Origin of the sequence: Methyloceanibacter sp., from assembly GCF_051306395.1 — a bacterium.
Classification (GTDB): domain Bacteria; phylum Pseudomonadota; class Alphaproteobacteria; order Rhizobiales; family Methyloligellaceae; genus Methyloceanibacter.
The window spans coordinates 1-19,081 of the sequence record NZ_JBPPND010000098.1; the positions used below are offsets into that span (position 1 = coordinate 1).

A 19,081-nucleotide genomic window follows, 5' to 3' on the forward strand; every position below is an offset into this window, starting at 1 on the left:
TCGTTCAGCCTCTCGCGAATCTGCAAATAAAGCTCGTGGCGATCCTCGGGCTGGTTCTCCATCTGGTTGATGAGCAGCGCGAGTTCGGCCTTGAGATCCTCGAATGCCATGACGGGGGTGCCTCCTTTTGACCGGCGCCGGATCGGACCATAAACGGCGCAAAGCGGCAAGCCTTGTCGCCTCCGCGCATTGCAGTCCGGCCATTTCCCTTGCATAGTCCTTCCCTGCCGAGGGGCTTGGAGGGAAAGCGGCGATGGAACAACTGACGTTCAGCAAGGTGGTTGGCTTCGTGCTGGCGGCGGCCTTCGCCATCGCCATCGGGGTTTCCATGTGGGCGCTGATGATCGGCGACTACATGAATACCGTGATGAATCAGCAGACCCAGCATACGGTCCGCATTGTCGGCTTCGCCGGCATGCTGGCGGCCCTCGTCACTTGGTGGTGTCAGCGCTTCACCGCCCGCCGAGGCTTCCTCGTGCGCATGCTGTTCGCGCTCTTCATCTTTATCGTGGCGTTTTGCAGCTTCGGCGGCCTGCTCCGCTTCATCTATATCCACGCCATCTATCCGAGCCAGCAGGACTGGTCGCTGTCGGGCATGTATCTGGCCTCGCTCAACGATTTCTATACCTTCCTGCTCGACATGATGATCCCGCCCCGCCCGGGTTATCTTGGGCTCGCCTTGGCCGCGGCCATCTATGTCGCCCTGTTTGGAGCCCGCGAGCCGAGAACTGTTGAAATTTAAGTCTTTCGACAAGCTCGCGTTTGAGTGCGCCGCGCGTTCTGCTAGATCTGTCCTCTCGCCGGAAGTTCTTCCGGGAAAGGCTTGAACGACCAGCATGATTCCGCGCTACAGCCGCTCCGAGATGACCGCCATCTGGGAGCCCGAAAACAAATTCAACATCTGGCTGAAGATCGAGGTCTACGCCGCCGAGGCCATGGTCGAGCTCGGCCTGATCCCCAAAGAGGCGGCGGACGCCGCTAAGGCGCGTGGCGGTTTCGACATCGACCGCATCGACGAGATCGAGCGGGAGGTGAAGCACGATGTCATCGCCTTCCTCACCTCGGTCGCCGAGCATGTGGGCCCCGAGGCGCGCTACCTCCATGCCGGCCTCACCTCTTCGGATGTGCTCGATACCTGCTTCAACGTGCAGCTCACCGAAGCCGCCGACATTCTCATCGCCGATCTCGACGCTCTGCTTGAAGCGCTCAAGACCCGCGCCTTCGAGCACAAGGACACGGTCACCGTCGGCCGCAGCCACGGCATCCATGCGGAGCCGACCACGTTTGGGCTGAAGCTGGCGCAAGCCTACGCGGAGTTCGCCCGCAACCGGGAGCGCATGGTGCGCGCCCGCGAGGAGGTCGCCACTTGCGCCATCTCTGGGGCGGTCGGTACGTTCGCCCATGTGGACCCGCGCGTGGAAGTCTATGTTGCCGATAAGCTCGGGCTCAAACCGGAGCCGATCTCCACGCAAGTGATCCCACGGGACCGGCACGCGGCCTATTTCACGACGCTCGCGGTGATCGCCAGCTCCGTGGAGCGGATCGCCACGGAAATCCGCCACCTCCAACGCACCGAGGTGCTGGAGGCGGAAGAGTTCTTCTCCGAAGGGCAGAAGGGTTCCTCCGCCATGCCCCATAAGCGCAACCCCGTGCTGTCGGAGAACCTGACCGGGCTCGCGCGCGTGGTGCGCGGTTACGCGCTGCCTGCGCTCGAGAACGTCGCGCTCTGGCACGAAAGAGACATTTCACACTCCTCGGTCGAGCGGATGATCGGGCCCGACGCGACGGTGACGCTCGATTTCGCGCTTCATCGCCTCACCGGCATCATCAAGGGGCTCGTGGTCTATCCCGAGCGCATGCGCGCCAATATGGACCACCTCGGCGGGCTCATCCATTCCCAGCGCGTGCTGCTGGCGCTGACCGCCGCCGGCGTCAGCCGCGAGGACGCTTATCGCCTCGTTCAGCGCAACGCGATGAAGGTGTGGCAGGAAAACAAGGACTTCCTCACCGAGCTCCTGGCCGACAAGGACGTGACCAAGGCGTTGTCGGAAGACATGCTCCGCGATCAGTTCGATCTCGGCTATCACACCAAGCATGTGGAAGAGATCTTCAAGCGCGTCTTTGGCTAAAGACTAGCGCGGGCCGAACAGGCCGCGCCGCCGGTTCTCGACCGGCCTCGTATCGAACTCGCTCGGGGGACCGGCATAGCCTCGCTGTCCGTACTTGGCGTAATTGCCGAACTGGTCGTAGTAGCGTCTGCCGCCATAGCCCCAGAAACCCGAGGTATAGCCGTAAGGGGGAAGAGCGAGCGGCACGTTGTAGTCGTAGGCGTTCTCGTAGCCTTTGCGCACGCGGATGAAGCGGAGATAGCTCGTCTGCACGTAGCCCGCCGGCGACCTTGCACCAGCCCTTCTTGCAGTCCTTGGCATCGACCGTCTGCGACACGCCGATCAGGCCGAGCACCTTGGCGTCGATGTTTGGCGTCGCATGAATGCTTGCGGGCCGCGTGGCCACCGCCGTGGCGGCGAGGGCCATGCCCGGCGCGACCAGCAACGCGGCGAGCATGATGGAGATTTTGAGGGAATTGGCCATCGCCTCCTCCTTTCGCGGCTGCCCGCGACCTACAGGCTAGGTAGGAAGAAAGGCGGCCGGGGCAAGGCGGCTAGTCGCGGTAGGTGCCCTCGTAGGAGCTCCGGAGACCTGCGCTGATCCCCTGGATGTCGACGTCCTCAATGGGACCGCCGCCGTCGCCATAGGCGCCGCTGTCATGAAAAATGTGCGGCATATAGCGGTAGCGGTTCCGCTCCTGCGCCATCATGAAGAAGCGCTTGCGGTAGAAGCTCGGCGAAATCGCCGTATAGGGCGGCATGTCGTAGTACCAGTCGGCCTTTGGATAATGCCCCGCGCGATAGGGATAGGGCGGGAAGATGGGCCAAATCTCCGGCTCGACCAATTGGGCGGTCTCGAGCAGCAGCCCGCGCTGGCTCGCATAGCCGCGATAGCCGTCCCATGTGAGCGCGCACCAGCCGTCGCGGCAGCCCTTGATGTCCACCCGGGCGCCGGGCGGCATGGTCGCAATCCGGTAGTATTTGGTGCCCGGCCCCTCGCGCAAGGACAGCGCCGTGGCCGTCGTGGCGTCACGCGCCCAAGCCGCGCCCGTCGTGATCACGAGCCCCAGAAGGAACCCCATGACGATCCGAATCGCATATCCCATGCCGCGTCCCCGAGTGAGTCTGCGCCGCAAGTGTCGCATATGGGCCATTCAGCGTCAGCCTTTGAATGGCGAGGGCGGACGCTATGGCGCCAGCCTGATGCAAGGATGCAACGGCAGGCAGAGGCTGTCGTATGAGGGGCTTGGGCCCCGCGCCCTAAGAGGATGAGGCAACCGCGGCCTTGGTGGCGGCGGCGGCGGCCGAGAACCAGCCGGCGTCGGTGCCCACTGCCACGATGTCCCAGCCCTCTTCGATGCGGGGCTTGGCGAAGTCGACATCGTTGGCGAAAATGAGAGTCATCACAGACTTCTCGCGGGCCTTCCGCAGAACCAGAGTCATGGCGTCCTGGACTTCCTTCGCCCAGATATCGAGGCGGCCGGTCAGCGCCACGGAGAGGTCGTTGGGCCCGAAGCAAACCATGTCCACTCCGTCGAGCCCCAGGATGTCGTCGAGCTGCTCGAGCGCGCCCTTGGTCTCGATTTGCGGGCAGGCGATGGTGAAGCCATTGGCGGACGCGAAATAGTCGTCCGCATGCCCGATCTTGGCGCGATACGGGCCCCAGCTGCGCAGGCCCCGCGGCGGATATTTCACCGCCCGCACGAAGGCCTCCGCCTCCTCTACGCTATTGATCAGCGGGCACATGATGCCTTGGGCGCCGGCGTCCAGCGCCCGGCCCACAAGACCCGGATCGTCGTTGGCCACCCGGACGATGGCCGGTAGGCCGGCAGCTCGCGCCGCCGTCAGGCAGGCGAGAAGCGTCTCGTTCCCGCCCATCCCGTGCTGCTGGTCGATGGTGACGCAGTCCCAGCCCGCCGCGCCGATCAGCTCGATGGCGAAGGGGTTGTTCAGCATCAGCCAGGCGTTGAGCAGCGTCCGCCGCTCGCGCGCGGCCTTGCGGAACAGGTCCTCGGGCATGGCGCTGTTAGCCCCTGGCCTCAGCTTCGATTTGACGCACCGCCTCGGCCAGGAGATCGACCATGGCGCGCCGGATCTGGTGTTCGGACTGCTCGACGCCCTTGGCATCGAAATCAGCCCTGATCTTGCGGTAGACGTCCTCCTCGCCCGGCTCCTCGAAGTCGGCCTTGACCACCTCGCGGGCATAGGCTTGGGCGTCATCGCCGGAAAGCCCCATTTTTTCGGCCGCCCAGAGGCCAAGCAGCTTGTTGCGCCTGGCGGTCGATTTGAACTTCAGCTCCTCGTCGAGGGCGAATTTCCTCTCGAAGCTCTTCTCGCGATCGTCAAAACTCGGCATCGGCGCACCTCCAAAGCCCCCGCCAAGCGCGGGGGCGCGGCCCGTGGACTTCTTGGGGAAAATCCCGCTTCCGGAACGCGGGTGATAGCCCCGAAATGCCGGAAAATCAACAATTCCCGGGGAGCTATCCGCCGCGCGTGCGGGCCGTTGTACGGCCCCATTCCTTGGGCTAATGTCCCCTTTAATTCTTGATCGATTCCTGCGATGGCGATTCGTGTTGTGGCGCGCGGCCTGGGCTCTCCCACTCCCCGCGCGTTTGGCGTTTGTCAGTCGTTAGAGCCAGTCCAGTGAGGAACCAAATATGAACCGCCGCCGGCGCGTCTACGAGGGCAAGGCCAAGATTCTCTATGAAGGGCCCGAACCCGGCACGCTCGTCCAACACTTCAAGGACGACGCCACCGCCTTCAACAACAAGAAGCACGACAAGATCGAGGGCAAGGGCGTCCTCAACAACCGCATCTCGGAGTTCATCTTCGAGCGGTTGAACGAGATCGGCGTGCCGACGCACTTCATGAAGCGGCTGAACATGCGCGAGCAACTCATCCGCGAAGTCGAAATCATTCCGCTCGAAGTGGTGATCCGCAACGTGGCGGCGGGCTCGCTGTCCAACCGTCTTGGGCTCGAGGAAGGCACCACCCTGCCCCGCTCGATCGTCGAGTTCTATTACAAGTCCGACGAGCTCGGCGACCCGATGGTGACCGAAGAGCACATCACCGCGTTTGCCTGGGCGGCGCCGCACGAACTCGACGACATCATGTCGCTGGCGCTGCGTATCAACGACTTCCTGACCGGGCTGTTCCTCGGCGTCGGCATTCGTCTGGTCGATTTCAAGGTCGAGTTCGGGCGGCTGTGGGAAGCCGATCAGGTGCGCATCGTGCTCGCCGACGAGATCTCGCCGGACTGTTGCCGGTTGTGGGATATCGAGACTCAGAACAAGCTGGACAAGGATCGCTTCCGCCGCGACATGGGTGGCCTGGTCGAGGCCTACCAGGAGGTTGCGCGCCGGCTCGGCCTGCATGTGGACAATCCCACCCGGACCCGGAGCGGCCCCATCCTGGTGCAGTCGAAATAGGCTGGCTGGAGACCGACGAGGCATGAAGGCGCGCATCACCATCACGCTGAAGCCCGGCGTGCTCGATCCGCAAGGCAAAGCCATCGAAGGCGCGCTGCACGCACTCGGCTTCGGCGCGGTCGACGGCGTTCGTCAGGGCAAGTATATCGAGGTCGAAGTGGCCGAGAGCGATCCCGACAAAGCCCGCGCCGAAATCGAACGCATGTGCGAGCAGCTCCTCGCCAACACCATCATCGAGAACTACGCCTATGAACTCGAGGCGGCGTAGCCTCTTTTCCAAACCTTTACAGTCCCGTCATGGCCGGGCTTGTCCCGGCCATCCACGATTTGAACAAAGAAAGACGTGGATGCCCGGCACAAGGCCGGGCATGACAGGCAGAGAGTTGGTAAGCCGAGAGACATGAAAGCCAGCGTCATCGTCTTTCCGGGATCGAACTGCGACCGCGACGCGGCCGTGGCGCTCGAAGCCGCCATGGGCAAAGCCCCGACAATGGTGTGGCACGGCGATTCCGAACTGCCCAAGAGCGATCTGATCCTGCTGCCGGGCGGCTTCTCCTACGGCGATTATCTGCGCTCCGGCGCCATGGCGGCCCATTCGCCGGTGATGCGCGAGGTGGTGCGCCGCGCCAAAGCCGGCACGCCGGTGCTCGGTATATGCAACGGCTTCCAGGTGCTCACCGAGGCAGGGTTGTTGCCCGGCGTGCTCATGCGCAACGCCGCGCTGCGCTTCATCTGCAAGGACGTGCTGCTCAAGGTCGAGCGCAACGATACAAGCTTCACGTGCCGCTATGACAAAGGCGAGGTCGTTAGGTTTCCCATCGCGCATAAGGACGGCAGCTATTTCGCCGACGAGGGCACGCTCGACCGGCTCGAAGGCGAGAACCGGGTGGCGTTCCGCTACTGCGAAGCCTCCGGCGCGGTCAGCGAAGCGGCGAACCCTAACGGCTCGCGCCGCAACATCGCCGGCATCTACAACGAGACCGGCACCGTGCTCGGCATGATGCCCCATCCCGAGCGGCTGGTGGACCCGGCGCTCTCCGGCACGGACGGCGCCAAGATGTTCGCGTCTCTGGTGGAGACACTCCATTGAGCGGCGCGGCCAAGGCTGCCCACAAAGCGCAAGGCCTGTCCGACGAGCTTGTCGCCGAGCACGGCATCAGCCCGGACGAATACGCGCAGCTCCTGAAGGAGCTCGGCCGCGAGCCGACACTGACCGAGCTCGGCGTGTTCTCGGTCATGTGGTCGGAGCACTGCTCCTATAAATCCTCGCGGGTGTGGCTGAAGAAGCTGCCGACGAGCGGCCCGCAAGTGATCCAAGGCCCGGGCGAGAACGCCGGCGTGGTCGATCTCGGCGACGGTCAGGCGGCCGTCTTCAAGATGGAGAGCCACAATCACCCCTCCTACATCGAGCCCTATCAGGGGGCCGCGACCGGCGTCGGCGGCATCATGCGCGACGTGTTCACAATGGGTGCGCGCCCTGTCGCCAACATGAATGCGCTGCGCTTCGGCTCGCCGGACCATGCCAAGACGCGGCACCTGGTGGCGGGTGTGGTCTCGGGCATCGGCGATTACGGCAACTGCATGGGCGTGCCGACCATCGGCGGTGAGACCAATTTCGACCCCCGCTACAACGACAACATCCTCGTCAACGCCATGACGGTCGGGCTGGTGGATGCGGACCGCATCTTCACGTCCGCCGCCAAGGGTGTCGGGTTGCCGGTGGTCTATGTGGGTTCCAAGACGGGCCGCGACGGCATTCACGGCGCCACCATGGCGTCGGCGGAGTTCGACGACTCCTCGGAAGAGAAGCGCCCCACGGTGCAGGTGGGCGACCCCTTTACCGAGAAGCTGCTGCTGGAAGCCTGCCTCGAATTGATGGCCGAGGACGCCATTGTCGGCATTCAGGACATGGGCGCGGCGGGGCTCACCTCGTCGTCCGTGGAAATGGCCGACAAAGGCGGCGTCGGCATCGACCTTGATCTCGACCGTGTGCCGTGCCGTGAAGAGGCTATGACCGCCTACGAGATGCTGCTGTCGGAGAGCCAGGAGCGCATGCTCATGGTGCTCAAGCCCGGCGCTGAGCCGATCGCCGAGCGCATCTTCGAGAAGTGGGAGCTGGATTTCGCGGTGATCGGCGAGACCACCGACACGGGCCATTTCGTCGTGCGCCATAACGGCGTGGTGGAGGCCGATATCCCCTTGCCCGCGCTCGCCCATGCCGCACCGCTCTACGAGCGGCCTTGGGTCAAGCGCGAGCCGCTGCCGGTCATCGCGGCGGAAGACGTGACGATGCCGAACAGCATTCTCGGCGCGCTCGAATGCCTGATTGGCTCGGCGCATCTTGCCTCGCGCCGCTGGATCTTCGAACAGTACGACCACATGGTCATGGCCGACACGGTGCAGCGGCCTGGCGGCGATGCGGGCGTCGTGCGCGTGCATGGCACCCAGAAAGGCCTTGCGGTGTCTTGCGACGTGACGCCCCGCTATTGCGCGGCCGATCCGTTCGAAGGCGCCAAGCAGGCGGTGGCCGAGTGCTGGCGCAACATCACCGCAACCGGCGCCAAGCCGCTCGCCATCACAGATTGCATGAATTTCGGCAATCCGGAGCGCCCCGAGATCATGGGCGAGTTCGTCGGCGCGATTGAAGGCATGGTCGAGGCCTGCAGGGTTCTCGACTTCCCGGTCGTGTCCGGCAATGTGTCGCTCTACAACGAGACCAACGGCGTGGCGATTCCACCGACGCCAGCCATCGGCGGCGTGGGCCTCATCGCCAACATCGCCGACATGGCCGATATCGCCCTGAAAAGCGACGGCGATATGCTCCTCCTGCTGGGCGGAGGGACTGGTCATCTCGGCCAATCGATCTATATGCAGGTGATGGAAGACCGCTTGGAAGGCGCCCCGCCGCCCGTCGATCTCGAGGCCGAGAAGAGCACCGGCGATCTGGTGCGCGGGCTGATCAAGGCGGGCGCCGTGTCCGCCGTGCACGACGTCTCGGACGGTGGCGTGCTGGTCGCCGTGGCCGAGATGGCGCTGGCCGGCAATCGCGGTGTGACGCTGGAGACGCCGCCGCCCGGCATACCGGCACATGCCTGCTGGTTCGGCGAGGACCAGGCCCGCTACGTGGTGGCGATCGCGCCGGATACTGCCGACGCCATTCACAAGGCGGCGGCGGTGGGCGAAGTGCCCGTGCGGGTGCTCGGCACCGTGGGCGGCGACGCCATCGCGCTTCCCGGCGAGACGAAACTGCCGCTCGCGACGCTCAGAGCGGCGCACGAGGACTGGTTGCCGCGCTTCATGGCCCACGGCTAAGATCGCGCCAGCCCAAAGGAGCAATGACGCATGGCCATGGCGGCAGACGATATCGAGCGGCTGATCAAGGACCGCTTCCCCGACGCCAAGATCGAGATCCAGGATCTCGCCGGCGACGGCGATCACTATGCGGCGACCGTCGTGTCGGAAGAATTTCGCGGCAAGTCGCGGGTGCAGCAGCACCAGATGGTCTATGACGCCCTTCAGGGCAATATGGGCGGTGTGCTGCACGCGCTGGCGCTGAAGACCGCCGCGCCTTGAGCGCGGTAGAAAGGATCGAAACGATGAGTGAGCAAGACGTTCAAGACTGGATTGGCAAGCAGGTCGCCGCGAGCGACGTGGTGCTGTTCATGAAAGGCACCAAGGACATGCCGCAATGCGGCTTCTCCATGCAGGTCGCGCAAATCCTCAACCATCTCGGCGTGGACTTCAAAGACATCAACGTGCTCGACGACATGAGCGTGCGCGAAGGCGTGAAGACCTATTCCAACTGGCCGACCGTGCCGCAGCTCTACGTCAAGGGCGAGTTTGTGGGCGGCTGCGATATCGTGCGCGAGATGTTCCAGGCGGGCGAGCTTCAAGAGATGCTCAACACCAAGGGCGTCACCAACAACGCGCAGACGCAGACGGCCTAGTCACCGCCAGCACAGATCGCTGACAGAAATGCCCGGCGCATGGCCGGGCATTTTCGATTCCACACTCAGTAGAAAAGCAAATGGCCGGGACGGGCCCGGCCATGATGCAAGTCTCGTGATGTGCTCGCGCGCGGATTAGCGCGAGTAGAACTCGATGACGAGGTTCGGCTCCATCATCACCGGATACGGCACGTCCGACAGGGTCGGGACGCGCGCGAATTTCGCAACCATCTTGCCGTGGTCCACCTCAACATAATCGGGCACGTCGCGCTCGCCACTCTGCGCGGCCTCGAGCACCATGCCCATGTCCTTGGACTTGTCCCGCACCTCGACCACGTCGCCTTCCTTGACGCGATAGCTGGGGATCGTGACGCGGCGGCCGTTCACCTTCACGTGCCCATGGGAAATGAACTGGCGCGCGGCGAATACGGTCGGCACGAACTTGGCGCGATAGACCACCGCGTCGAGGCGCCGCTCGAGCAGGCCAATCAGGCGCTCGGAGGTGTCGCCCTTCAGCCGAGAGGCCTCATGGTAGATGGACTTGAACTGCTTCTCGGTGATGTTGCCGTAATACCCCTTGAGCTTCTGCTTGGCGCGGAGCTGCTGGCCGTAGTCGGACAGCTTGCCGCGACGGCGCTGGCCATGCTCGCCAGGTCCGTATTCGCGCTTGTTCTGGGGGCTCTTAGGCCGGCCCCAAATATTCTCGCCGAGCCGCCGGTCGATTTTGTGCTTGGCGTGAATTCGTTTCGTCATTCGTCAAAACTCCAAAGCCAAATCAAGCTTTTCGCGGGCGGTCCGAATCCCGCGTCTGCCGCAAAAACCCATGAATGCTGGTTGATTAGGGGCCGCCGGAGCCGCCCGGCGATCCTCAAAGCCCAAATCGAACGGGCTTTGCCCGTTCTGTTACACGGAATGCTTGGAAACTGTCAATTCCGGGTTCGCTGCCCCGGGAGGTTCGTCAGTTGGCCTGTGCCGCCTGCACATAGGCCTGAATGGCGTTTTGGACCTTCTGCTTCTGCTCGGGCGGGCATTTGGGCGGCGGAGGCGCCACCACTTCCCGCGTCTCCCCGGCCTCTCCGCCCTTGGAGACGGTCGTGGCGCCGTCGTCCGTACCGCTGGCCGCCGGAGCCTCCTCGCTGGTCTCGGTGATCTTGGCGTTACCGGTGAAATAGGACACGGCGAAGAGATGGAGCGCCTCGATCATCAGGATCTGCTCCTGGCTCCAGTCCTTGCTTTGCTCTTGGGCCAGCATGGCCTTGTAGTTCGCCTCGCCCAGCTCGGGCAGGCCACAGACCTCGGCATAGGCCGAGCGCGTGGCGGCGCGGATCACGCGGCGCGCGTCCTCGCTCGGAATGACATATTCATTGGGATCGGACTTATCGACCTTGACCGGCTGGCCGTCGGGACCTTGGACCTGTGCCGGGATGAGCGAGAAGGCATAGGTGACCATCACGCGCACGGAGCTCTCGCTCAAGCCGCCGCTCTCGCTACTCTCGGGCTGCCTGCTGCGCTTGTCGAGCTCTTCGGCCGCGACCGTGGTCAGGCCCGATTGATCGGTGGCTTCGACCGGCGCGCTCAGCAGCAGCGCCAAGACCGCGGCGCTCGCGGCCCCGCCCAGCTTAATCCACGCTACTCTCATTGAACGCCCCTCTCCTTCCCGTCGCGGAAGCTATCATTGTTGAGGGCCATCGCAATAGGAGAAACGGGGCGGAACTATGACACCTTATGCCCTTGGCGGCGTTGACCGCCTGGTCAGGGCTGACACGATTCCGCGCCAGGTCCGCACATCCTGGTCGGTGGCCCCCATGCGATGGAACATATTGCGGATGGAGCGCACCATGGCCGGCCGCTTCTCCGGCGGCTTCAGGAAGCCGGCCTCGTCCAGCGCCCCTTCCAGATGCGCGAACAGCCCGAACAGCTCCGCGCGAGTGGCGGGGCGCGTGTCGGGCGCCGCTACGCCTTCTTGCGCCGGCCCGTCGAAGGCGGTGACGCGGCCGAGGCCTTCGGGCTTCTCAGCCTTCCGCCACTCATAGGCGAACAGCAGCACGGCCTGGGGCAGGCTCAGCGAGGCGAACTCTGGATCGACCGGCGCGGTCAGAATGGCATCGGCCAGCGCGATCGAATCGTTGTCGAGGCCGTTGCGCTCGCCGCCGAACATGACCCCGGTGCGTTCTTGCGAGAGCGCCCGCGCCCGCAAGGCCGGGGCGGCTGTCTCCGGGCTCAGCACCTCCTTCACCATCCCGCGCGGACGTGCGGTGGTGGCGAGCACGAAGTTGAGGTCCTGAAGCGCCGCCTCGACCGTGTCGTAAACCTTGGCCTCGTCGACGATGACGTCCGCGACGGCCGCGGCGGCGCGCGCCTTGTCGTTGGGCCAGCCGTCGCGTGGGCTAACCAGCCTCAGATCGCGCAGACCGAAATTGCCCATGGCGCGCGCGGCGAAGCCGATATTCTCGCCGAGCTGCGGGCGCACGAGGACGATGGCCGGGGCTATCAGGGGGGCGCGCGCTTCGGTCCGGTTGCCGGTTTCCGCATTTGCTTCCATCATGGCCGCACGATGCTATAGGGGGCCTCCGCCCGCAATGGGCGGCCGGTTCTATCGGCGAGCCCCCACACACCGAGAGCCTTAAGCGGAGATTTGCTGCGTGGATAAAATCAAGGTGCAGAACCCGATCGCCGACCTCCACGGCGACGAGATGACCCGCGTCATCTGGGACCTGATCAAAGAGAAGCTGATCGAGCCTTATCTCGATATCGAGTTGCTTGAATTCGATCTCGGCATCGAGCACCGCGACGCGACCGACGACCAGGTCACGATCGACGCGGCTCACGCCATCAGGAAGCACGGCGTCGGCGTCAAGTGCGCCACCATCACGCCGGACGAAGCGCGCGTCGAAGAGTTCGGCCTCAAGAAGATGTGGCGCTCGCCAAACGGCACGATCCGCAACATCCTGGGTGGGGTGATCTTCCGCGAGCCGATCATTTGCAAGAACGTGCCGCGGCTGGTGCCCGGATGGACCAAACCCATCGTCATCGGGCGTCACGCCTATGGCGACATCTACCGGGCGGTGGATTTCCGCGTGCCGGGCAAAGGCAAGCTCACGATCAGCTTCGAGGGCGAGGACGGCACCAAGATCGAGCATGAGGTGCATGCTTTCGAAGGCTCGGGCATCGCGCTCGGCATGTTCAATCTCGACAATTCCATCCGCGATTTCGCGCGCGCCTCCATGAACTATGGGCTGGCGCGCAACATGCCGGTCTACCTCTCCACCAAGAACACCATCCTCAAGGCCTATGACGGGCGCTTCAAGGATCTGTTCGCCGAAATCTACGAGACCGAGTTCAAGGACACGTTCAAGGAGCGCGGGCTCACCTACGAGCACCGGCTGATCGACGACATGGTCGCGGCGGCGCTGAAATGGTCCGGTGGCTATGTCTGGGCCTGCAAGAACTATGACGGCGACGTGCAGTCCGACACGGTAGCGCAGGGCTTCGGCTCGCTCGGCCTGATGACGTCGGTGCTCATGACGCCCGACGGCAAGACCGTGCTGGCGGAGGCGGCGCACGGCACCGTGACTCGGCACTTCCGGCAGCATCAGGAAGGCCGCGCCACCTCGACCAATTCGACGGCGTCCGTCTACGCCTGGGCCGGGGCGCTGAAGCACCGGGCCAAGCTCGACGGCAATGACGCGCTCGCCCGCTTCGCCGAGACCCTGGAGAAGGTCGTGGTCTCGACCATCGAGTCAGGCTTCATGACCAAGGACCTGGCGCTCCTGGTCGGCGCCGATCAGGCCTGGCTGACCACGGAAGGCTTCATCGACAAGATCGGCGAGAATTTGCGCGCCGCCGTGGAGAAGCGCCAGGCGGCCTAGGCCTTCTCGCCGGCCCGCGCTTTGCGCGCAGATTTCCGGCCGGGAGAGGACGCATCCGTCTCAGTCCGCTTCTTCGCCACGTCGCGGATGCGGGTCATGATCTCGGGATGGCGGCGGGTGAGCCGCGCCAGCGACCGGCTGTCGAGCACGTAGACGCGGCAGCGCGTCTTGGCGATGACATCGTGCTGGTTGCGCCGGTGCTCCAGCAGCGCCATCTCGCCGAAGAAGTCGCCCTCCTTCAGGGTGGCCTGCCGGCCGCGGCCAAACTCGACGACCGCCTCGCCGCTCGCCAGAAGAAACATGCCCTCGCCCGCGTCGCCCGCCCGTACCATGGGCACGCCTGGCATATAGCTGCGCGTATAGAGCAGCTTGGTGATCTCGGCGACCTCCGTCTCGTCCATGCTGGCGAAGAGCGGCACGCGGGCGACCATGGACCAGGTGACCACGAATTGGTGGCGGTTCGATTCTTGAGAGAAGCCTGTGGCGATGATGGCGATGGGCAGCGCGAACATGCCGACACCGAGCAGCATGACGACGCCGCCGAGCACCTTGCCCCAGGGCGTGACCGGGACCACGTCGCCATAGCCGACCGTCGTAAGGGTGGAGAGCGCCCACCACGCCGCCGCCGGCACCGATCCGAAGGCGACCGGCTGCGCCTCGCGCTCCAGGAAGTAGATGCCGGTCGAGGCGAACAGCAGCAGCACCAGCATGATGAGGAGCGCGCCGAACAGCGCGCGATATTCGTCGGCGAGCACGCGCCCCAAAGTCTGTAGCGCCGGGGAATAGCGCACCAGCTTGAGCAGCCGGAACAGGCGGAACACCCGGAGGATGCGCAGATCGATTGGGTAGATCCAGTGCACGTACCACGGGGCGAAGGCGAGCAGGTCGATGATCATCATCGGCCGCGTGGCGAATCTGAGCCGCGCGCGCCATGGCGGCATGCGCGACAGCATCGGGATTTCCACGCAGCTCCATAGCCGCAGCAGGTACTCGACGGTGAACACGGCGACCGAGAAGAGATTGAGGGCGTCGAACCACACGCCGTATTCCGCGGCGACAGGATCGACCGTCTCGGCGGCGAAGGCGATGGCGTTCAGGACGATCAGCGCCACGATGAACGCCGTCACCGCATGAGCCGCCGGGTGGGCATCGCCGCCCACTTCGAGGATGTCGTGGACCTTCCTGCGCCAGTGGCGCCAGCCGGTCTCCCCCGCCATGGCCCTAGCCGTGCCCGGCGCGCGCCTTGGCGCCTTCGTCCGCGCTCGAGATCGCCGCGGCGATCGCCTCCAGCGCCGCATCGGCGCGCGCGCCGTCGGGCCCGCCGGCCTGAGCGAGATCGGGACGGCCGCCGCCGCCTTTGCCGCCGAGCGCCTCGGCGCCCACGCGGACCAGATCGACGGCGCTGTAATCGCCGGTGAGGTCGTCGGTGACGCCAACCACGAGCCCCGCTTTGCCTTCCTCGCTGACGCCAACCACGGCGACGATGCCCGAGCCGAGCTGCTGCTTGGCTTCGTCCACTAGGCCGCGCAAATCTTTCGGCTGAACGCCATGCACGGTCCGGGCGAGAAGCTTGATCGCGCCGAGCTCCCGCACGGCCGAGGCCACCTCTCCGCCCCCGCCTTCGGGCCGCAGCGCTAGGGCGCGCTTGGCTTCGACCAGCTGGCGCTCAAGCTTGCGGCGTTCCTCCACGACCGCGGCGAGCCGCTCGATCATCTCGTCGGGAGAGACTTTGAGGATTTCCGCCGCCTGGCGAACGCGCGCGTCCTGGCCGGCGAGGAAGCCGCGGGCCGCATCGCCGGTCAGCGCCTCGACGCGGCGAACCCCTGCGGCCACCGCGCTCTCGCCCACGATCTTGAGCAGGCCGATATCGCCGGTGCGTCCGACATGGGTGCCGCCGCAGAGTTCGATGGAATAGGCGTGGCCAGCCTTGGGGCTGTCCGGCGCAACGCCCATGGAGACGACACGGACCTCGTCGCCGTATTTCTCGCCGAACAGCGCCAGCGCGCCCTGCTCGATGGCGGCGTCCGGCGTCATCAGATGAGTCTCGACGGCTGAGTTCTGCAGGATCATGGCGTTGGCCAGGTCCTCCACCGCGGCGATCTCGTCCTGGCTCATGGGCTTTTGATGGGAGAAGTCGAAGCGCAGGCGTCCCGGCTCCACCAGCGAGCCTTTCTGGGCCACGTGCTGGCCGAGCACCCGGCGCAATGCCTCATGCAGGAGATGGGTGGCAGAGTGATGGGCCCGGGTCGTGCTGCGCCGCGCATGATCGACCTTGAGCGTCACGGTCTCACCGCGCAGCAGAGTCCCTTTTTCCACGATCCCGTCATGCAGAAAGAGGCCGTGCAGCTTCTTCTGGGTGTCTTCGATCTTGAAGAGGACGCCGTCGCCGATGGCAAGCGCGCCCCGATCGCCGACCTGGCCGCCGGACTCCGCGTAGAAGGGCGTCTGGTTGACGATGACGATGCCGCGATCGCCCTTTTCCAGCTTGTCGACGCGCTTGCCGTCCTTGACCAGCGCGGCGATCTCGCCCGACGCCGTCTCGGTCTCGTAGCCTAGGAACTCGGTGGCGCCGAGTTCCTCCTTCAGCTCGAACCACAGGGTCTCGGTCGCCGCCTCCCCGGAGCCGGCCCAGGACTTCCGCGCCTCGGTGCGCTGGCGCTCCATGGCGGCGGCAAAGCCGGCCGCGTCGACGGCGATGCCTTTTGCTTTAAGCGCGTCCTCGGTGAGGTCGTAGGGAAAACCATAGGTGTCGTAGAGCTTGAAGGCGACCTCGCCCGGCAGCGTATCGCCAGAGGATAGCCCCTCGACAGCCTCGTCCAGCAGCCGCAGGCCCCGTTCCAGGGTCTCGCGAAAGCGGGTCTCCTCCAGCTTCAGCGTTTCTTCGATTAGCTCCTCGCCGCGCTCGAGTTCGTGATAGGCGCGCCCCATCTCGGTGGTAAGCGTCGGCACCAGCCGGTAGAGCAGCGGCTCCTTGGCGCCGAGCAGATGCGCATGCCGCATGGCCCGGCGCATGATGCGGCGGAGCACGTAGCCCCGGCCTTCATTCGAGGGCAGCACGCCATCGGCGATGAGGAAGGAGGCCGCGCGCAGATGATCGGCGATGATGCGGTGGCTGGGGGCGTTCTCGCCTTCCGCACGCACCCCGGTCAGCTCAACTGACGCGGCGATCAGCGTCCGGAACAGGTCGATGTCGTAATTGTCGTGGGTGCCCTGCATGACCGCGGCGATGCGCTCGAGCCCCATGCCGGTGTCGATCGAGGGATGCGGCAGGTCCACGCGCGTCCCGTCCTCGCGCTGCTCATATTGCATGAACACGAGATTCCAGATCTCGACGAAACGGTCGCCGTCTTGATCCGGGCTGCCGGGCGGGCCGCCTCGCAGATGCGCGCCGTGATCGTAGAAAATCTCCGAGCACGGGCCGCACGGGCCGGTGTCGCCCATGGACCAGAAATTGTCGCTGCCGGCGATCCGCAAGATCTTGTCGTCGCCGACGCCTGCGATCGTCTTCCACAACTGCGCTGCCTCGTCGTCATCCGAATAGACGGTGATCAGCAGCTTCTCCTTTGGCAGCGCCAGATCCTTGGTCAGCAACTCCCAGGCGAGCGCGATCGCGCGTTCCTTGAAATAGTCGCCGAAGGAGAAATTGCCGAGCATCTCGAAGAACGTGTGATGCCGCGCGGTGTAACCCACATTGTCGAGATCGTTGTGCTTACCGCCGGCGCGCACGCATTTCTGCGAGGAGGCCGCGCGCAGGGCTTTCGGCTTCTCCTGGCCGGTGAACACGTTCTTGAACGGCACCATGCCAGCATTGGTGAACATCAAAGTCGGGTCGTGGCGCGGCACCAGAGGGGCCGACGGCACCACCACATGATCGTTGCGGGCAAAGAAGTCGAGAAAAGCAGTCCGCAGATCGTTGGTCCGCGTGGGCACGGCATGGGTGGCCGCGGCCCCGGACTTCTGCTTGTTGGACGTCCCGCACGGGGATTTGGCGGCGTTCATCGGGGAAAGGCTGGACCTTCGGTTGCCGCGACCTGGTTGTCGCGAAATCGCCTGTCTCGCCCGCCACAGCCTAGCCGATTCGACGTAAAGCCACGGCGGTTTCGCACGGCTCCACGCACAAGGAAACCGCGACTTTCGCCGTGAGACATACGGTCTGGGGCTTAGCCTGTCCAGCGGTCACAACGGCTAAAGACCCCTGTCGCGCAAGGACTTTAGCCGGGAAAAGGTCTTTAGCCGGGAAAAGGTCTTGGGCCGGGAAGCGAGCGCCCGGGCGCGCGGGGCTCAAGGTAGGCCGGGGCCCGGCCCGAGCCCCGGACGTTCGTTTTGCGATCAGCTCCCGCGCTTCCGGCGTCCCCCGCCGGCAATGGCGGTCACCGTGCCGTCCTCGTCGTCCGGCGGCACATCGCCGGACGCGCCTTCATCGTCGGCTCCGGCACTATCGCCTTCGAGGATCTGCTCGGCCATGAGGCCGGCATTCTGGCGGATGGCCAGCTCGATTCGCGCCGCCATCTCGGGATGCTCTTTCAGATAGATCTTGGCGTTCTCGCGGCCCTGGCCGATGCGCTCACTGTCGAAGGAGAACCAGGAGCCGGACTTCTCGACGATGCCGCCCTTGACGCCGAGATCGATCAGCTCGCCCGTCTTGGAGACGCCCTCGCCATACATGATGTCGAACTCGACCTGCTTGAAGGGGGGCGCCACCTTGTTCTTGACTACCTTGACGCGGGTCTGGTTGCCGACCACCTCGTCGCGCTCCTTGATGGCGCCGATGCGGCGGATATCGAGGCGGACGGAGGCATAGAATTTGAGCGCGTTGCCGCCGCTCGTGGTCTCCGGCGAGCCGAACATGACGCCGATCTTCATGCGGATCTGATTGATGAAGATGACCATGCAGCGGGACTTGGAGATGGAGCCGGTGAGCTTGCGCAAAGCCTGGCTCATCAGCCGCGCCTGGGCGCCCATCTGCATATCGCCCATCTCGCCTTCGAGCTCGGCCTTGGGCGTCAGCGCCGCGACCGAATCGACCACCAGCACGTCGATGGCGCCGGAGCGCACCAGCGTGTCGGCGATCTCGAGCGCCTGCTCGCCGGTGTCGGGCTGGGAGATCAGCACGTTCTCCAGATCGACGCCGAGTTTCCGGGCATAGATGGTATCCAGCGCATGTTCCGCGTCGACGAAGGCGCAGATGCCACCCTTCTTCTGGGCCTCAGCGACGACATGCAGCGCGAGCGTGGTCTTGCCCGACGATTCAGGTCCGTAGATCTCGACGACGCGCCCGCGCGGCAGGCCGCCAATGCCGAGCGCGATATCGAGCCCGAGCGAGCCGGTCGGAATCGACTCGATCTCGACCACGGTCTCGTTCTGGCCGAGTCGCATGATCGAGCCTTTGCCGCAAGCCCGCTCGATCTGCGAGATCGCCGCTTCCAGCGCCTTCTCTTTGTCCATTTCCCCTCCTGCCTCGACAAGGCGCAGCGCGGCGTTCGACATCGGTCATCTCCTTATTTCACAGCCCCAGGGTTGGCGTAAATGAGCCTTCCGTAATGAGGCGTGCGTAACTGGCGGTGCTTCAGTCCCCCGGCCTCGTCCTCTATCCGCAATGGACGAAAGGATCGGGGCCGGTCCAAGCGCTCACTGTACATGCTTTGTTCTCTGTTCGCAATATGTTCTCGTGCGAAACGAGGTGCCCACCGCAAGAAAAAGGCCGCCCCGAGGGGCGGCCAGCGTATGGG

Annotated in this window: 18 protein-coding genes and 1 pseudogene; 9 read left to right on the forward strand and 10 right to left on the reverse strand. The window is 64.8% G+C overall.

Features of this window, described 5'->3' with window-relative positions; genetic code table 11:
• Positions 1 to 253: 253 nt before the first annotated feature.
• On the forward strand, positions 254 to 742 hold the full coding sequence (locus ACSLE4_RS05360) for a hypothetical protein (protein ID WP_435903447.1): 489 nt from the start codon (positions 254 to 256) through the stop codon (positions 740 to 742).
• Between the two features lie 94 nt (positions 743 to 836).
• Entirely contained in the window at positions 837 to 2,129 is a 1,293-nt protein-coding gene (gene purB / locus ACSLE4_RS05365; RefSeq protein WP_435903448.1) for an adenylosuccinate lyase, read from the forward strand.
• 3 nt (positions 2,130 to 2,132) lie between these two features.
• On the opposite strand, the gene ACSLE4_RS05370 is transcribed toward purB, so the two are convergent.
• From ACSLE4_RS05370 to ACSLE4_RS05385, 4 genes are all read right to left on the reverse strand, one after another.
• Complete coding sequence (locus tag ACSLE4_RS05370; RefSeq protein ID WP_435903449.1) at positions 2,133 to 2,381, reverse strand: hypothetical protein; 249 nt, start codon at positions 2,379 to 2,381, stop codon at positions 2,133 to 2,135.
• A gap of 281 nt (positions 2,382 to 2,662) precedes the next feature.
• Positions 2,663 to 3,214 (reverse strand): SH3 domain-containing protein, encoded by a 552-nt coding sequence (locus ACSLE4_RS05375; RefSeq protein WP_435903450.1) that lies wholly within the window; start codon positions 3,212 to 3,214, stop codon positions 2,663 to 2,665.
• A gap of 154 nt (positions 3,215 to 3,368) precedes the next feature.
• A complete protein-coding gene (locus tag ACSLE4_RS05380) occupies positions 3,369 to 4,127 on the reverse strand; it encodes an HpcH/HpaI aldolase family protein (protein WP_435903451.1) in 759 nt (252 codons plus the stop codon).
• 7 nt (positions 4,128 to 4,134) lie between these two features.
• Positions 4,135 to 4,464 (reverse strand): DUF1476 domain-containing protein, encoded by a 330-nt coding sequence (locus ACSLE4_RS05385; RefSeq protein WP_435903452.1) that lies wholly within the window; start codon positions 4,462 to 4,464, stop codon positions 4,135 to 4,137.
• Between the two features lie 301 nt (positions 4,465 to 4,765).
• Between ACSLE4_RS05385 and purC the strand changes: the two genes are divergently transcribed.
• The 6 genes from purC (at position 4,766) to grxD (ending at position 9,483) form a co-directional block, all read left to right on the forward strand.
• Positions 4,766 to 5,536 carry a phosphoribosylaminoimidazolesuccinocarboxamide synthase gene (gene purC, locus ACSLE4_RS05390; protein WP_435903453.1) on the forward strand — a complete coding sequence of 257 codons (771 nt, stop codon included), beginning with the start codon at positions 4,766 to 4,768 and terminating at the stop codon, positions 5,534 to 5,536.
• 22 nt (positions 5,537 to 5,558) lie between these two features.
• Positions 5,559 to 5,804 (forward strand): phosphoribosylformylglycinamidine synthase subunit PurS, encoded by a 246-nt coding sequence (gene purS / locus ACSLE4_RS05395; protein WP_435903454.1) that lies wholly within the window; start codon positions 5,559 to 5,561, stop codon positions 5,802 to 5,804.
• A 132-nt stretch (positions 5,805 to 5,936) separates the two neighbouring features.
• Positions 5,937 to 6,626, forward strand: a complete 690-nt coding sequence (purQ, locus tag ACSLE4_RS05400) for a phosphoribosylformylglycinamidine synthase subunit PurQ (RefSeq protein ID WP_435903455.1) — start codon at positions 5,937 to 5,939, stop codon at positions 6,624 to 6,626.
• Positions 6,623 to 8,848: a phosphoribosylformylglycinamidine synthase subunit PurL gene (gene purL, locus ACSLE4_RS05405; protein ID WP_435903456.1), complete on the forward strand. Its 2,226-nt coding sequence runs from the start codon at positions 6,623 to 6,625 to the stop codon at positions 8,846 to 8,848. The genes purQ and purL overlap by 4 nt, the downstream gene beginning before the upstream one ends.
• A 30-nt stretch (positions 8,849 to 8,878) precedes the next feature.
• On the forward strand, positions 8,879 to 9,109 hold the full coding sequence (locus tag ACSLE4_RS05410; RefSeq protein ID WP_435903457.1) for a BolA family protein: 231 nt from the start codon (positions 8,879 to 8,881) through the stop codon (positions 9,107 to 9,109).
• 23 nt (positions 9,110 to 9,132) lie between these two features.
• Entirely contained in the window at positions 9,133 to 9,483 is a 351-nt protein-coding gene (gene grxD, locus ACSLE4_RS05415; protein WP_435903458.1) for a Grx4 family monothiol glutaredoxin, read from the forward strand.
• A gap of 135 nt (positions 9,484 to 9,618) precedes the next feature.
• Here grxD and rpsD read toward each other — a convergent pair whose 3' ends face one another.
• The 3 genes from rpsD to ACSLE4_RS05430 form a co-directional block, all read right to left on the reverse strand.
• The gene (gene rpsD, locus ACSLE4_RS05420) at positions 9,619 to 10,236 is read right to left on the reverse strand and encodes a 30S ribosomal protein S4 (RefSeq protein ID WP_435903459.1); all 618 of its coding nucleotides are present in this window, start codon (positions 10,234 to 10,236) and stop codon (positions 9,619 to 9,621) included.
• A gap of 205 nt (positions 10,237 to 10,441) precedes the next feature.
• Positions 10,442 to 11,122 (reverse strand): hypothetical protein, encoded by a 681-nt coding sequence (locus tag ACSLE4_RS05425; RefSeq protein ID WP_435903460.1) that lies wholly within the window; start codon positions 11,120 to 11,122, stop codon positions 10,442 to 10,444.
• Positions 11,123 to 11,206: 84 nt separating this feature from the next.
• Positions 11,207 to 12,028: an RNA methyltransferase gene (locus tag ACSLE4_RS05430; RefSeq protein ID WP_435903461.1), complete on the reverse strand. Its 822-nt coding sequence runs from the start codon at positions 12,026 to 12,028 to the stop codon at positions 11,207 to 11,209.
• A 97-nt stretch (positions 12,029 to 12,125) separates the two neighbouring features.
• On the opposite strand from ACSLE4_RS05430, the gene ACSLE4_RS05435 reads away from it, so the two are divergent.
• On the forward strand, positions 12,126 to 13,352 hold the full coding sequence (locus tag ACSLE4_RS05435) for an NADP-dependent isocitrate dehydrogenase (RefSeq protein WP_435903462.1): 1,227 nt from the start codon (positions 12,126 to 12,128) through the stop codon (positions 13,350 to 13,352).
• Here ACSLE4_RS05435 and ACSLE4_RS05440 read toward each other — a convergent pair.
• The 3 genes and pseudogenes from ACSLE4_RS05440 to recA all read right to left on the reverse strand — a co-directional run.
• Entirely contained in the window at positions 13,349 to 14,569 is a 1,221-nt protein-coding gene (locus tag ACSLE4_RS05440; RefSeq protein ID WP_435903463.1) for a cyclic nucleotide-gated ion channel, read from the reverse strand. The two genes, ACSLE4_RS05435 and ACSLE4_RS05440, sit on opposite strands and share 4 nt — an antisense overlap.
• A 4-nt stretch (positions 14,570 to 14,573) precedes the next feature.
• Positions 14,574 to 17,351, reverse strand: a complete 2,778-nt coding sequence (alaS, locus tag ACSLE4_RS05445) for an alanine--tRNA ligase (protein WP_435903464.1) — start codon at positions 17,349 to 17,351, stop codon at positions 14,574 to 14,576.
• A 408-nt stretch (positions 17,352 to 17,759) separates the two neighbouring features.
• A pseudogene (gene recA / locus ACSLE4_RS05450) lies at positions 17,760 to 18,839 on the reverse strand (recombinase RecA); the annotation flags it as partial.
• Positions 18,840 to 19,081: the final 242 nt, after the last annotated feature.

Coding starts and splice junctions, on each gene's coding strand:
- ACSLE4_RS05360 (WP_435903447.1), top strand. CDS start 254: ATGGAACAACTGACGTTCAGCAAGGTGGTTGGCTTCGTGCTGGCGGCG.
- purB (WP_435903448.1), top strand. CDS start 837: ATGATTCCGCGCTACAGCCGCTCCGAGATGACCGCCATCTGGGAGCCC.
- ACSLE4_RS05375 (WP_435903450.1), bottom strand. CDS start 3,214: ATGGGATATGCGATTCGGATCGTCATGGGGTTCCTTCTGGGGCTCGTG.
- ACSLE4_RS05380 (WP_435903451.1), bottom strand. CDS start 4,127: ATGCCCGAGGACCTGTTCCGCAAGGCCGCGCGCGAGCGGCGGACGCTG.
- ACSLE4_RS05385 (WP_435903452.1), bottom strand. CDS start 4,464: ATGCCGAGTTTTGACGATCGCGAGAAGAGCTTCGAGAGGAAATTCGCC.
- purC (WP_435903453.1), top strand. CDS start 4,766: ATGAACCGCCGCCGGCGCGTCTACGAGGGCAAGGCCAAGATTCTCTAT.
- purS (WP_435903454.1), top strand. CDS start 5,559: ATGAAGGCGCGCATCACCATCACGCTGAAGCCCGGCGTGCTCGATCCG.
- purQ (WP_435903455.1), top strand. CDS start 5,937: ATGAAAGCCAGCGTCATCGTCTTTCCGGGATCGAACTGCGACCGCGAC.
- ACSLE4_RS05410 (WP_435903457.1), top strand. CDS start 8,879: ATGGCCATGGCGGCAGACGATATCGAGCGGCTGATCAAGGACCGCTTC.
- grxD (WP_435903458.1), top strand. CDS start 9,133: ATGAGTGAGCAAGACGTTCAAGACTGGATTGGCAAGCAGGTCGCCGCG.
- rpsD (WP_435903459.1), bottom strand. CDS start 10,236: ATGACGAAACGAATTCACGCCAAGCACAAAATCGACCGGCGGCTCGGC.
- ACSLE4_RS05425 (WP_435903460.1), bottom strand. CDS start 11,122: ATGAGAGTAGCGTGGATTAAGCTGGGCGGGGCCGCGAGCGCCGCGGTC.
- ACSLE4_RS05430 (WP_435903461.1), bottom strand. CDS start 12,028: ATGATGGAAGCAAATGCGGAAACCGGCAACCGGACCGAAGCGCGCGCC.
- ACSLE4_RS05440 (WP_435903463.1), bottom strand. CDS start 14,569: ATGGCGGGGGAGACCGGCTGGCGCCACTGGCGCAGGAAGGTCCACGAC.
- alaS (WP_435903464.1), bottom strand. CDS start 17,351: ATGAACGCCGCCAAATCCCCGTGCGGGACGTCCAACAAGCAGAAGTCC.